We start from the raw sequence: 13,777 nt of genomic DNA, 5'->3' as shown, positions 1-13,777 counted from the left end.
ATTATATTTTAGCTGTTTACGCTTTTAATTATATTTCTCTGAACTCACTGATAAAGTGAAGCTTCACATTCGGGAATTTCTCTTGTGTCATATGAATGGTGAAAGAAGAATCTGCTAAAAATACAAGTTGATTGTATTTATCTCTGGCAAGGAATCTTTGCTTTAATCTTGCAAACTCCTTAAACTCTTCAGACTTCTCATCAGCTTCTACCCAACAAGCTTTATGCATAGATAGTGGTTCATAAGTACATTTTGCACCATATTCATGCTCCAAACGATATTGGATAACTTCGTACTGAAGGGCTCCCACAGTTCCGATGATCTTTCTTCCGTTCATTTCAAGAGTAAATAACTGGGCAACTCCTTCATCCATCAGCTGATCAATACCTTTAGCCAATTGCTTAGCTTTAAGTGGATCGCTGTTGTTGATATAACGGAAATGTTCCGGAGAGAAACTTGGAATTCCTTTGAAACTTAGTTTTTCACCACCCGTTAACGTATCACCAATTCTGAAACTTCCCGTATCATGAAGACCTACAATATCACCAGGGAAACTTTCCTCTACTACCTCTTTTTTATCGGCAAAGAAAGCATTGGGTGAAGAGAACTTCATCTTTTTACCTTCTCTTACCAATAGATAATTTTCATTTCTTTTGAAAGTACCGGAAACAATCTTTACGAAAGCCAGTCTGTCTCTGTGCTTAGGATCCATGTTTGCGTGAATCTTGAAAACAAATCCTGTAAAAGTGCTTTCCTCAGGTTTTACCATACGGGTATCACTTTCTTTAGGCTGTGGCATTGGAGCAATGTCAATAAAGGCATTCAATAACTCACGAACCCCAAAATTATTCAATGCAGAACCGAAGAATACCGGCTGTAAGTCACCTTTCATATAATCTTCACGATTAAATTCAGGGTAAACAGACTGAATCAGATCAAGCTCTTCTCTTAAAGTAGCCGCTGCTTTTTCTCCAATTACATCATCAATTGAAGTATCGTTAATATCATCAAACTTGATAGACTCCCCAACTTTTTGCTTTTTCTCCTCTAAAAATAGCTGAATATTGTTTTCCCAGATATTATAAATTCCCTGGAAATCACTACCCATACCAATTGGTAGAGAAAGTGGGCAAACTGTTAATCCTAATTTCTGTTCCACTTCATCCAAAAGATCGAAGGCATCTTTACCTTCACGGTCAAGCTTGTTGATGAATACCAACATCGGAATGTTTCTCATTCTACAAACCTGAACCAGTTTTTCAGTTTGTTCCTCAACCCCTTTTGCAACGTCAATCACAACAATTACCGAATCTACAGCCGTTAATGTTCTGTAAGTATCCTCAGCAAAGTCTTTGTGACCAGGAGTATCTAGAATGTTGATTTTATGATCTCTATATTCAAAAGCCAATACGGAAGTCGCTACCGAGATCCCTCTCTGTCTTTCGATTTCCATAAAGTCGGAGGTAGCTCCTTTTTTTATTTTGTTGGATTTTACCGCACCCGCTTCCTGGATTGCACCCCCGAAAAGAAGCAGCTTTTCCGTAAGGGTTGTTTTTCCGGCATCCGGGTGGGAAATGATCCCGAAGGTCTTTCTTTTTTGTATTTCTTTGATTAAGTCTGACATATCGTATTTTGAAGTTGCAAAAATCGTGATTTTTTGCGAGGTTTTCAAATTTAAATGAGGACAATATTAATCAGAGGAAAAAGAGAGATTTGATAATAAGAAGTAAAAGTTGAAATGATAAGCAATTTTTCGTTTTGTTACGGTCTGTTTTACTTTGCAATTAAAAGATGTGATGAACCTCTCAATATAATTTTAACGCCATATAAGCAGCGAAATAGAGTAAATTAACGCAAGAATAGCAAAAGTAATAAGAAATGCGATAAGAAATTCTAATAGACGGGGATCTTTTACCGGCGGAAAGTCCGGTGTAAGACTATATTGTTCAATCGTTTGTGGGTTTATCCTTAGATCTGGCCGGAAACACTGGATTCCTCTTAAAAACTGACGGTACATTTCAAATTGATTACTCAGAATAACATACTCAAAGTTGAAATCTATACGGGTCATTGCAGTTTCACCTGATGGATTTTTAAGATATATATTCAAATACGTTTTGGGATACTTTCCACCTGTGCTGTATATATAAGTGTCGTATGATCCATTTTTAGCCCTTTGCAGGTCATGATATGAAACGGTATTGATAATATTGCCTGAATTACTATAAAAAGTAACCCCTTTTTTATCTATAATAGCGGTTCGGATGTGTTCTTTTTTCCGGTCCATTAATCCCATAATCAAAGCTATCAGACAAAATGCCAGTAAGAACTGGGCAAAAATAAGAATGAAAAAAGTACTGAGGGAATTTTGTAAATAGTCTTTAAAGTGGCTGTACATATTTTCAAAAATAACTCCGATGATGACAACAATAATGAGGACAACTACCCACATCAGTCCCATCAAAAGATAAGTGATGGGTTTATCAACTTTAGAGGTGACGGTCTGGAACTTTTCTGTCATATCAGTTTTTAAATTTATACAATAAGAATGGAATTCCCACAAGGATGCAGGTAATAACAATCATAGCCAAAATAAATAGCCAACCGCCCAATGAAACTCCTTTTTTACTGTTAATATGCCAGGTGTTTGGGTCAATGGAAAAGCTTTTAAGAGCTATTGGATCTATTTTTAAATCTTGACGAAAAATTGAGATTCCATACAAAAAATGGGTGTACAATGTAACTTTATTTTTCAGAACACGAAGAGGAAGGTTCATATCTATACGTCTGGTTTCGACATCATTTTTTTCTTGTTGGACGGTGACTTCCAGTAAGGGAATAATGCTTGAACCTATTGGATTCACTGTATAAATGTCAAAATTTTGTTTTGAAGAGCAAAGCTCTGTATACAATATTTGTTGTATGATTTTATTTTTTGCATTATAAAATAAAAGACCTGTATGGTCTATAACAATTCTATTGGCAATATTCTCTCTTCTTATGATGTATTGTCTGATGACAGGAATTAAAATCAAAATCGAGGATCCCCAGGATATTAGCGCTACAGAAAGCATCATTTTAGTCCCTTTGTTATAGATTCCATAAGCTGGGCCTATAATGAAAAGACAGAAGAAGAAGATAAGCATTCCCCAATAGGTGGTCTGTAGAATAAAAGTAACCCATCGGTTAATTTCAGATTCAACGCTGGGGAAAGGGATTTCTGTATTTGTTTTGGTGATATTCATGGTAGTGTGGCTAAATTAAGTATTTTATTTTTTAGTTGCCTGTGGCATTCAAAAAAATTATCTTTGTTTCAATAAACTTTTACAGAGAAAAAGAATGGAAAATAGCAGGTATCCGAAGTTTACTTTCACATGGCTGGGCGCTGTTACTTTAGTGGTTGGATTGTTTGTGGGGACGATGGCTGTGTCTTTATTCAGTACCTTTTGGAAAGTAGTATTCAAAGAAAATCTTGAATTGAAAGACTGGTTCCTGATGGTAGCCAATTCTGTAGGATTTGTTATGGCAATTGCTTTCTTTGATTTTTTTATTGTAAGAAGAACCACCCAACAGAAACTTAATTTTAACCTTTCCTCCGTTAACTTTTCTACGTATCTCCTTATTTTTCCAATGATGGCCGGGATGATGTTTATATCAGAGTTTACCACAACACTGATTCCAACTTCAGGGCCTTTTTTTGGAGATTTCTATGAATATTTCACTCAGCTTATGAGCCAATTAACAGATAATCCTGTCGTTATGATTATCATGACGGTGATTATGGCTCCTGTTTTCGAAGAGATTATATTTAGAGGAATTATTCAAAAAGGATTGATTAATAAAGGAGTTGCACCTTGGAAAGCTATTTTATATGCATCTATTATTTTCGGAATCGTTCACGGAAATCCCTGGCAGTTTATCAGTGCTGTAATGCTGGGATGTGTTTTGGGATTGGTATATCATAAAACCAAGTCTTTATTGATGCCCATATTATTACATGCATTTAATAACCTGACGCTATCCTTATTGGTGCTGTATGGTAAAGAGGAAAGTTTTGCAAAAGTTTTTAATGTTTCAGAATGGCTGATTTTAGCCGTAGGAATTGTACTTTTTTCTTTGTTCTACTATCTTTTTATGAAGAAATATAAAGTACATTACTCTGAGATGTAATCAACAGCAATTATAAAAGTAAAATTGAAAATGAATATAGAAATGGAATTATTGGTAGCTACCCACAACGAGCATAAAAAAGAAGAGATTCAGCAGATTTTAGGCGATGACTGTATTGTTAAAAGCCTTACAGATTATAATATTCATGAAGAAATTGTAGAAGATGGAGATTCTTTTCATGCCAATGCTTTGATTAAAGCTAAATACTGTTTTGAAAAGACAGGCGTTCCCAGTTTAGGCGATGATAGCGGACTTGTGGTAGAATCTTTAGAGGGAAGACCGGGAATATTTTCTGCCCGTTATGCCGGAGATCACGATTTTGCTAAAAATATCGAAAAAGTGTTGGAGGAAATGCAGGGAATAGAAAACAGAAAAGCTTATTTCGTGACTGTTTTATGCTACTATGATGAAAATGGAGCCCAATATTTTGAAGGAAGAGTTCATGGAAATCTATTAATGGAAAATAAAGGATTTAAAGGATTTGGATATGATCCGATATTCGTTCCTGAAGGGTATGAGAGAACCTTTGCAGAAATGGATCCAGCAGATAAAAACAAGATTAGCCACCGTAAGCAGGCACTAGATTTGTTTATGGATTTTTTAAAAGTAAAGTAATCCGTATTACAGATAAATATAAACCATTTCCTTTTTATAGGAAGTGGTTTTTTTATGCTTTTCCTGCTTAAATTTAGCGGTAAAATATATGTTTTAAAATTTCTGTCGTACATTTGTTACAATAAACAATTGATTTGAGTACTTATTTAACAATATTAGGTTTTAATTCAGCAATTCCTACGGTCAATACCTCACCAACAGCCCAGTTACTGGAAATGGAAGAAAGGAACTTCCTGATCGATTGTGGGGAAGGAACCCAGGTGCAGCTGAGAAAAGCCAAAGCCAGATTTTCAAAGATCAATCATATTTTTATTTCTCATCTTCATGGAGACCATTGTTTTGGACTTCCGGGGCTTATTGCTTCTTTCCGTCTTTTAGGAAGGGAGAACCCATTACATGTTTATGGTCCGAAAGGAATAAAGAAAATGTTGGAGACGATCTTTCAGATTACAGAAACACATCGTGGCTTCGAAGTGGTTTATCATGAACTGGATAAGGATTATTCCGAAAAAATCTATGAAGATAATAGAGTAGAGGTATATACGATCCCATTGGATCATAGAATCTACTGTAATGGCTATCTTTTTAAAGAAAAACCAAAGGATAGACATCTGAATATGAAAGAAATTGCCAAATACAGTGAAATCGAAAGCTGCGATTATCATAACATAAAAGCAGGAAAGGATTTTGTATTAAGCGATGGTTATGTTCTTAAAAATGAAGTGCTGACCCTTGATCCGGCTCCACCAGTATCATACGCATTTTGCAGTGATACTCGTTATCTTGAAAGTGTAATTCCAATCATTAAAAATGCTACGGTTCTGTATCACGAATCTACTTTCCTTCATGATCTGAAGGAAATGGCAGATTATACGGGCCATACCACTGCATTGGAAGCGGCTACAATTGCCCAGAAAGCCCAGGTTGGAAAACTGATTTTAGGTCATTTCTCCAACCGATATGCTGATCTGACGGTATTTACCGATGAAGCAAGAAATATTTTTCCTAATTCGTTTCTTCCAAAAGCGTTGGAAAGTGTAAAAATTTAAATAAATATGTTGAAGTTTGAAGAGCTTAGAAGCTTTCTGGATGAAAAGGCAGATCAATATAATGCTCCTGATTTTATAGAAAATGACCCCATACAGATACCCCATCGTTTTTCATTAAAGCAGGACATTGAAATAGCAGGTTTTTTAGCGGCAACTATTTCGTGGGGAAACAGAAAGTCAATCATCAATTCGGCTAATAAAATACTTGATATCATGGGAAATTCTCCCTATGATTTTGTATTGAATTATTCCGAAAAAGATTTAAAAGATATTCAGGATAAAAGTATTCACAGAACTTTTAACGGAGAGGACTTTTCTTACTTTATTAAACAGTTCAACAGGATTTATAAAGAAAATGAAAGCCTGGAAGAACTGTTTAAGGTAAATGACTCTGAAACCAACTTCCAGCATGCGATAGAAAGATTCAGAAGTGGTTTTCTGGAAACGGAAAAACATAGAAGTCATAAGCATATCAGTTCACCTTACAAAAATTCTTCGGCCAAAAGAATCATTATGTTTCTGAGATGGATGGTACGTAAGGATAAGCGCGGTGTAGACTTTGGAATCTGGAAAGATATTGATCAGAAATACCTGTCTATCCCATTAGATGTACATACCGGAAATATTTCAAGAAAACTGGGATTGCTGGAAAGAACACAGAATGATTGGAAAACGGTGGAAGAACTGGATATAGCCATCAGACGATTTGATGATAAAGATCCTGCAAAATATGATTTTGCCTTGTTTGGATTAGGCGTAACTAAAGAACTGTTGTAAAAATATAAAGGATGAAAAAATATAGCGAAAAAGGTGAAGTTCTTGAGAAAATAGCAGATAGTATTACATCATGGATAGGATCTATTCAATCTCTGATTGTACATACTCTATTGTTTGTGACTTCGTTTTTGCTTCCGATGCTGAATATTGTTGATTTTGATAAAATGCTGCTGATTCTTACTACGGTACTTTCCCTGGAGGCTATTTATCTCGCAATCTTTATTCAGATGTCTGTCAATAAAAGCCATGAGAAAATTGAAGATATCCAGGAGGATATTGAAGATATTCAGGAAGATATTGAGGAAATTAGTGAGGATATCGAAGAGATTAGTGAAGATATTGAGGAGATTAATGAAGATATCGAAGATATTCAGGAAGACATTGAAGAAATCAGCGAGGATATTGAAGAAATTAACGAAGAAGAAGAGGAAGAAGACCACAATGAAAAGGCTAAAAATGCTATCCTGAAAAGCAATGTAAGTTCAAATAAAAATGAAATAAAGGCTTTAAAGGATATTATTGCTCAACTAAAAAATGAAATCGATCAATTAAAAAATGAAGAGTAAATAATTTTTGAAAAAAAAATCAGAAATACAAAAACAGGTCAATGCGATTGATCTGTTTTTTTGTGATCGAATTTCTTTTTATTTGCAATTTGTTTAAAAATAAAATATATTTATTGTTGATTTTTATGGAAAAGTGAATAATAAGTGTCTGGAATGCTGATTTTATATCGTTATTTTTGCTACATTTGGGCAAAATCATATCAAAATGTTGCATTATAGATTTAAACACTACTTTTTTCTTTTCACATTTTTACTGACTTCTGCTTCTGCATTCTCACAGGTAAGTCCCAATAGAAAAACTGCAAAAACAAAGCCTACAGGACCAAGTGCGAAAGCAGGTAACTTTATAAATGTAAATGTTGCACCCTATCCGGCTACAGGGTATTTTCCGGAACAGTTAGTAAAAGATATTCTGATTAATGGGGGAAGTACCTGTACAACAGCAAATATTAGCAATGTTACAGTGTCTCCTAACCATACCATATTTAATCCCGATAGATTTTGGGGGTATTTCAATAGAGGAACAGCAGATTTTCCCTTTAAAGATGGGATTGTACTGACGACCGGTTATGCAAAAGATGCCGGAAATAGCTTTACTACTGATATGAGTGGACAAGTAGATTCAGGAAGTGATCCTGATCTTGTAGCTGCTACTAATCCTACTGTAGAATTGAAAGACGCAGTTTCTCTTGAATTTGATTTTGTACCTAATTCTACTCAGGTAAGATTTAATTACATATTTGCTTCTGAAGAATATTCCGGAGGCTACCCTTGCCAGGGATTTTCTGATGCTTTTGCACTTTTGTTGAAAAAAGTAGGGGATCCTACTTATACTAATTTAGCAGTATTGCCTGGAAACGCAGGACCGGTGAGTGCAACGAATATTGTTCCGAGCGGACCAGGGTTTTCCTGTGGTCCTATCAATGAAGCTTATTTTGCTGGAATTAATGTGCCGCACTTAGGAATCAATTATGCTGGGAGAACAATCCCTTTAACTGCTATTGCGACTGTAATTCCTGGGGAAACCTACCACTTCAAAATGGTTATTGCGGATGGGAAAGACCAAAGCTTAGATTCTGCAGTTTTCCTGGAAGGAGGATCGTTTGATGTTGGGGTTAAAATTGTAGATGAAAACGGAGCAACTCTGCCAGGTACAATCAATATGTGTGATAATACCCCTAAGACATTGAAAGCTCTATTGGAACTCGTGCCGGGAATGACCTTCCAGTGGTATAAGGATGGCGTTTTGATCCCTGGAGCAACCAGTGCGATCTATGTTGCTACTGAGCCGGGAGTATATTTGATAAAAGTAATGACTCCGGGAAGTCAGTGTCCTGGAGAAGCTACGGTTAAAGTTATTGGGGGAACAAGCCCTACGGTACAGGATGCTGTACTTAAGCTTTGTACAACACCTGCGGTAACTACTTTTAATCTAGACGCAGCAATACCTATGATTACTACGACACCGGGAGCGGTAGTCCGTTTTTATTCTAAATTGCCAGATGCACAGGCTCAAAATAATAATAATATTAAAAATACGACCAGCTATAACGGAAATGATGGGGAAGTGTTACATGTTCTTGTCACTAATGGAGGATTCTGTAGCAGGATCGCAACATTGACCCTGAATAAAGAAGCAACGCCTACAGCTGGTCTGAATGTCGCAAAACTGAAAATCTGTTTAGGAGAATCTGTATTGATGACTGCAACGGGTGGAGTAACATATGAATGGAAGGATACAGCATCTGTTACAGATGGAACCAGAACAGTGAGTCCAACTAAAACAACCACTTATTCAGTATATGCAATCGGAGCACAGGGATGTAAGTCTCCAACGCCTGCAGAAGTTACCATAGAGGTAGTACCAGCTATTGTTTCTACCTTGAAGGGTGGTCATATCTGTGAAGGTGACAGGATTACTTTAGATGCAGGTTCAGGGCCTGGATATACCTACGAATGGAATACTGGTGATACTACACAGAGTATTTCGGTTAATAAGCCGGGAGAATATACAGTAACAATTAAGAATGGAGTTTGTTCTAAAGAATTTAAAACACAGGTTATAAAGGCTGTAGTTCCTGAAATTATTAAAGTTAATTATAATGACAGAGGAACTATGATTCTTACGGCAAGCAATCCTAGTAATGGGGTGCTGGAATATTCAGTAGATAATGGGCTGACATGGCAGGCTTCCAATACGTTTACCAATGTGCCTAAAAACGAGATTATTTCTATTCGTGTAAGAGTGAAGAATACAAGCTGTGTAGGCTTCCTTGAATACTTTACTTTTGTGATGAAAAATGTAATTACTCCAAATGGGGATAACATTAATGATATTATTGACTTCAGAGGAATTGTAAAGTATAAAGGATTCAGTGGTATGATCTTCGATCGATACGGAAAAGAAGTCTTCAGAGCAGAGAAGTTCAGACCATATTGGGATGGTTATTTCCAAGGAAAGCGACTGCCGTCCTCATCCTATTGGTATCAGGTTACCTTCGAAGACCCTGCAAGTAAATTACCAACGGTAAAAACAGGTTGGATCCTGCTTAAGAATATAGAATAATTTAAAATCATAATTGAAAGACTGACTGCTTTGTCAGTCTTTTTTTATGATATTAAAATAAATAAAGTTGATATTCTACGATTAATAAATTTGAATTAGTAATAATGTAAATAATGTTAAACTGCATTTCAATCAAAAAAAATAGTATTTTTGTTTAAAATAATATAAAATGTTAAATAGGAGGAAAGGAAGTTTATTTTTAGTGTTATTTTTTGTTTTTATAGGGAGCTTTATTTTTGCCCAAAATAGGGTGGTAAAAAAAGGAGTGCCCTCAAAAAATAACAGTGCTACTGCAAAAGCTGGAGCTTTTATAGATGTAAACACTTCCAATTATCCTGAGTCTTCTTACAGTATTACTCAGTTGGTAAAAGATGTCCTTATATCAGGCGGAGGATGTGCTAGTAACAATGTAAGCGGTGTGGTGGTATATCCGAATTTGCCTCCATCTAATCAGAACCGAAGCTGGGGGTACTTTAATAAAGGAACTACAAATTTTCCATTCAATAGAGGAGTTATTCTTTCTACAGGATTTGCCAAAAATGCAGGGAATTCTTTTATAGCTGACCTTAATGATGATCTGGGAACAGGCGGAGATTTAGACTTGGCGACAGCTTTGAATATTCCTAATGACAAGCTGGCTAATGCTACTTATATAGAATTCGATTTTGTTGCTGTTTCCTCTGAAATAACCTTTAAATATATATTCGCTTCGAAAGAATATCAGGATAACTTCCCATGTAATATTACGGATGGTTTTGCTTTGTTATTGAAAAAAGCCGGAGATCCTACATATACCAATATGGCGGTATTGCCGGGGGGAGCAGGACCAGTAAGTGTAACGAATATTCGTCCCGCATATCCTAATTGCGGACCTAAAAATGAGGCTTATTATGGAGGAACAAATACCGCTCAAATAGAAACCAATTTTAATGGCCGTACAATTCCATTAACAGCAAAAGCGACGGTAATTCCTGGACAGAGTTATCATTTTAAAATGGTATTGGCTGATTTTCAGGATGCTAATTATGATTCGGCGGTGTTTTTAGATGCTGGATCGTTTGATTTAGGGGTAAGCATTCTGGGGCCAGGGGGAGTGAAGCTTCCAAGCTCAGTAAATATGTGTGATAATACACCACAAACTTTTACAGCTTCTGTTCAGGTGCCTAATGTAACCTATCAATGGTTTTTAAATAATAATCCTATTGCTGGAGCTACCAATGCTAGTTATACGGCAACTCAACCTGGAGTGTATACCGTTAAAGTGTATATACAGGGAAGTTCTTGTCCTGGAGAGGCAACCATCACTGTTGTGGGAGGAACTTCTCCTACGGTACAGAATGCTACATTAACGGCTTGCTATGCTGCTGGAAATGCTACATTTAATTTACCTGTAGCACAGCCCGCAATAAGTACAACAGCAGGAGCGGTCTTTACTTATTATACAACACTGGCTGATGCTAATGCAGGAAATGCCAATACAATTCCGAATCCCACTACTTATCAAAGTGCGGGAGGAACTGTTTATGTAAGAGTCAGAAATGGTTTCTGTGCTAAAGTCGCTGAGTTGACTTTGGTAAAAGCTCCGCAAATGACAGGATCTATTGTACCTCCTTCAGTATTGACTTGTGCTAACTCTCAGATTACCTTGGATGCTTCGGCTTCAGTTTATCCTACGGGGGCTACATTTAGCTGGACTACTACAGGAGGAAATATTGTTTCAGGAGGAAATACGCTAAATCCTGTAATTAATGCACCGGGAACATATACATTAACGATATCACAGGTATATCAGCCTGGAAATATCAACTGTACAGCGACTGCAACAGTAACGGTGACGGGAAACAGTGCGCCACCCAATCCATCCCTTACAGCTCCTAAATTAAAGATTTGTAAAGGAGAATCTATGACATTAACAGCTTCAGGAGGAGCAACATATAATTGGGGAGGAGGTCTTCCGGGAAATGGAAATACACAAACTGTATCACCAACAGTTACTACAACATATACTGTGACTGCTATTGGTGCTAACGGATGTGCTTCTGCTACACCTGCAACGCTTACTATAGAAGTGTCAGAACCCTTTACCGCACAAAATGCAATTCTACATAAGTGTTATCAGCCAGGATTAACCTATAACCTTAAAGAATCGGAAGGACAAATTACTACAGCCACAGGGGTAACATTTACCTATTATGTAATTCAGGCTGATGCTAATGCCGGTAATGCTAATTCTATTGCAGCTCCTACAACATATTCACCTACTTCAGCAAATCAGACAATCTATGTAAGGGTTAGCAACGGCGGTTGTAGCTATGTAGTTTCTCTACAATTATTGAGAACAGCAGAAACAACCCTGACAATTGCAGCACCGCAGACTATTACCTGTACAACTCCTCAAATTACACTTAATGCATCAGCTTCTGTACTGCCAGCTGGATCTACAATTACCTGGACTACAGTTGGAGGTAATATCGTGTCAGGGGCTAATACACTTACCCCAGTCGTGAGTGCAGGCGGAACTTATACATTGACTGTTGCCAATGTGTTTCAGCCTGGAAATCTGAGTTGTTCCTATAATTCCACGGTAACAGTAACTCAGGATAAAGTAGCACCGGTTGCAGCGCTTGTATCGTCTCATTCTCGTATATGTGAGGGGGAATCAGTAGTTTTAACTGCCTCTGGTGGGACTACCTATGCTTGGGGGAATGGGCTTACAGGTACCGGAAATACACAAACTGTATCTCCAACAGTTACTACGACATATACCGTAACTGCTATAGGAGCTAATGGATGCCCTTCTGCTACACCGGCAACTGTTGTAGTTCAGGTAGGACCTCCAATAGCGGGAGTTTCAGCGGATAAAATGAAAATATGTGCCGGTGAATCTGTTACTCTTACCGCTACAGGTGGAATTACTTATAATTGGGTAGGTCTTGCCGGGAATGGAGATACGCAGGTAGTAACTCCTACAATCACTACAGAATATTCTGTATTTGCACTGGGAGGAAACGGGTGTAGTTCTCTTGTTGCTGCTAAAGTGAAAATTGAAGTAGTTCCTGCTATTGTGTCTACATTAGAAAATGTATATGTATGTGCTGGAGATAATGGAATTCTTGATGCAGGAGCAGGGCCAAATTATACCTACCTATGGAATACGGGAGCTACTACCCAGACGATTACTACAAAAGTTGCAGGAACTTATTCTGTAACAATTAGTAACGGAGTATGTTCTAAAGTCTTTACTGCACAGCTTATCAATCCTGATCTTCCTGAAATTATTAATGTTGTATATGATAAGAATATATTAACACTTACAGCGAGTAACCCAACAGGAGGTACCTTAGAATACTCTATTAATAATGGAGTGACCTGGCAAAGCTCAAATGTGTTTAATGGAGTTCTGGATAATACAATGTATCATTTAATGGTTAGAGTAAAAAATGCAAAATGTGGAACTTCAATAGATTATTTCACCTTTGTACTCAGCAATGCCATTACTCCTAATATGGATGGGATAAATGACACCATAGATTTTAGTGGAATCAGTGGATATAAGGATTTTGCAGCTTCTATTTTTGATAGGTATGGAGCTGAGGTTTTCAAGGCAACAAAAGGAGACGTTATATGGCGAGGATCTCTAAAAGGAATTAATTTGCCTACAGGGACTTACTGGTATAGAGTTCAGTGGGAAAATCCTGCCAATAAGAAACTGGAACAACGTTCAGGTTGGATTTTATTGAAAAACAGAAATTAAAATTATTTATAAATATTAAATAAACAGCAAAACCTTCCTTTTTTTTGGAAGGTTTTGTTGTTTTTGGTATTGAACTTTAATTGTTATTTTAATATTTTCCAGATTGGTGATGAATTTTATAAATTATATTTGGAATTTGAATTATCATTTTATTAAAAACGGTTTAATTATTGGTAAATGTGTATTGTTGCTTGAAATGTTGTAGTTTTTTTATAAAAAACATAAATATGTGTATGGTATATTTAAAAAAAAATTAAATTTGTTGAAACAAAAATATTAT

The 13,777-nt window shown here is 36.5% G+C and carries 10 protein-coding genes; 7 read left to right on the top strand and 3 right to left on the bottom strand.

The genetic code is table 11. The features are described 5' to 3' along the window. Positions 1-28: 28 nt before the first annotated feature. From EG344_RS04045 to EG344_RS04035, 3 genes are all read right to left on the bottom strand, one after another. Positions 29-1,624: a peptide chain release factor 3 gene (locus EG344_RS04045; protein ID WP_123908427.1), complete on the bottom strand. Its 1,596-nt coding sequence runs from the start codon at positions 1,622-1,624 to the stop codon at positions 29-31. A 192-nt stretch (positions 1,625-1,816) separates the two neighbouring features. Further along, a complete protein-coding gene (locus tag EG344_RS04040; protein WP_123908426.1) occupies positions 1,817-2,521 on the bottom strand; it encodes a hypothetical protein in 705 nt (234 codons plus the stop codon). Between the two features lies 1 nt (position 2,522). Then, positions 2,523-3,245 carry a hypothetical protein gene (locus EG344_RS04035; protein WP_123908425.1) on the bottom strand — a complete coding sequence of 241 codons (723 nt, stop codon included), beginning with the start codon at positions 3,243-3,245 and terminating at the stop codon, positions 2,523-2,525. A gap of 94 nt (positions 3,246-3,339) precedes the next feature. Between EG344_RS04035 and EG344_RS04030 the strand changes: the two genes are divergently transcribed. The 7 genes from EG344_RS04030 (at position 3,340) to EG344_RS04000 (ending at position 13,497) form a co-directional block, all read left to right on the top strand. Next, a complete protein-coding gene (locus EG344_RS04030) occupies positions 3,340-4,170 on the top strand; it encodes a CPBP family intramembrane glutamic endopeptidase (RefSeq protein ID WP_123908424.1) in 831 nt (276 codons plus the stop codon). A 30-nt stretch (positions 4,171-4,200) separates the two neighbouring features. Continuing rightward, positions 4,201-4,785 carry an RdgB/HAM1 family non-canonical purine NTP pyrophosphatase gene (rdgB, locus tag EG344_RS04025; protein WP_410493991.1) on the top strand — a complete coding sequence of 195 codons (585 nt, stop codon included), beginning with the start codon at positions 4,201-4,203 and terminating at the stop codon, positions 4,783-4,785. Positions 4,786-4,919: 134 nt separating this feature from the next. Continuing rightward, positions 4,920-5,834 carry a ribonuclease Z gene (locus EG344_RS04020; RefSeq protein WP_123908423.1) on the top strand — a complete coding sequence of 305 codons (915 nt, stop codon included), beginning with the start codon at positions 4,920-4,922 and terminating at the stop codon, positions 5,832-5,834. 6 nt (positions 5,835-5,840) lie between these two features. Next, positions 5,841-6,611: a TIGR02757 family protein gene (locus EG344_RS04015; RefSeq protein ID WP_410493990.1), complete on the top strand. Its 771-nt coding sequence runs from the start codon at positions 5,841-5,843 to the stop codon at positions 6,609-6,611. 11 nt (positions 6,612-6,622) lie between these two features. Continuing rightward, a complete protein-coding gene (locus EG344_RS04010) occupies positions 6,623-7,177 on the top strand; it encodes a DUF1003 domain-containing protein (protein ID WP_123859892.1) in 555 nt (184 codons plus the stop codon). Between the two features lie 205 nt (positions 7,178-7,382). Further along, positions 7,383-9,743: a choice-of-anchor L domain-containing protein gene (locus tag EG344_RS04005; RefSeq protein WP_123908422.1), complete on the top strand. Its 2,361-nt coding sequence runs from the start codon at positions 7,383-7,385 to the stop codon at positions 9,741-9,743. 169 nt (positions 9,744-9,912) lie between these two features. Beyond that, positions 9,913-13,497 (top strand): choice-of-anchor L domain-containing protein, encoded by a 3,585-nt coding sequence (locus tag EG344_RS04000; RefSeq protein WP_123908421.1) that lies wholly within the window; start codon positions 9,913-9,915, stop codon positions 13,495-13,497. Positions 13,498-13,777 lie beyond the last annotated feature (280 nt).

It is taken from the genome of Chryseobacterium sp. G0162, from assembly GCF_003815715.1.
In the GTDB taxonomy this organism is placed as follows: domain Bacteria; phylum Bacteroidota; class Bacteroidia; order Flavobacteriales; family Weeksellaceae; genus Chryseobacterium.
Note: the sequence above shows the minus strand (reverse complement) of the source record. Positions and strands in the feature narration are given on the sequence as shown.

Bases quoted from the DNA above. Each gene is read 5' to 3' on its own strand.
- rdgB (WP_410493991.1), top strand. From the start codon at position 4,201: ATGAATATAGAAATGGAATTATTGGTAGCTACCCACAACGAGCATAAA.
- EG344_RS04045 (WP_123908427.1), bottom strand. From the start codon at position 1,624: ATGTCAGACTTAATCAAAGAAATACAAAAAAGAAAGACCTTCGGGATC.
- EG344_RS04010 (WP_123859892.1), top strand. From the start codon at position 6,623: ATGAAAAAATATAGCGAAAAAGGTGAAGTTCTTGAGAAAATAGCAGAT.
- EG344_RS04035 (WP_123908425.1), bottom strand. From the start codon at position 3,245: ATGAATATCACCAAAACAAATACAGAAATCCCTTTCCCCAGCGTTGAA.
- EG344_RS04015 (WP_410493990.1), top strand. From the start codon at position 5,841: ATGTTGAAGTTTGAAGAGCTTAGAAGCTTTCTGGATGAAAAGGCAGAT.
- EG344_RS04000 (WP_123908421.1), top strand. From the start codon at position 9,913: ATGTTAAATAGGAGGAAAGGAAGTTTATTTTTAGTGTTATTTTTTGTT.
- EG344_RS04030 (WP_123908424.1), top strand. From the start codon at position 3,340: ATGGAAAATAGCAGGTATCCGAAGTTTACTTTCACATGGCTGGGCGCT.
- EG344_RS04005 (WP_123908422.1), top strand. From the start codon at position 7,383: ATGTTGCATTATAGATTTAAACACTACTTTTTTCTTTTCACATTTTTA.
- EG344_RS04040 (WP_123908426.1), bottom strand. From the start codon at position 2,521: ATGACAGAAAAGTTCCAGACCGTCACCTCTAAAGTTGATAAACCCATC.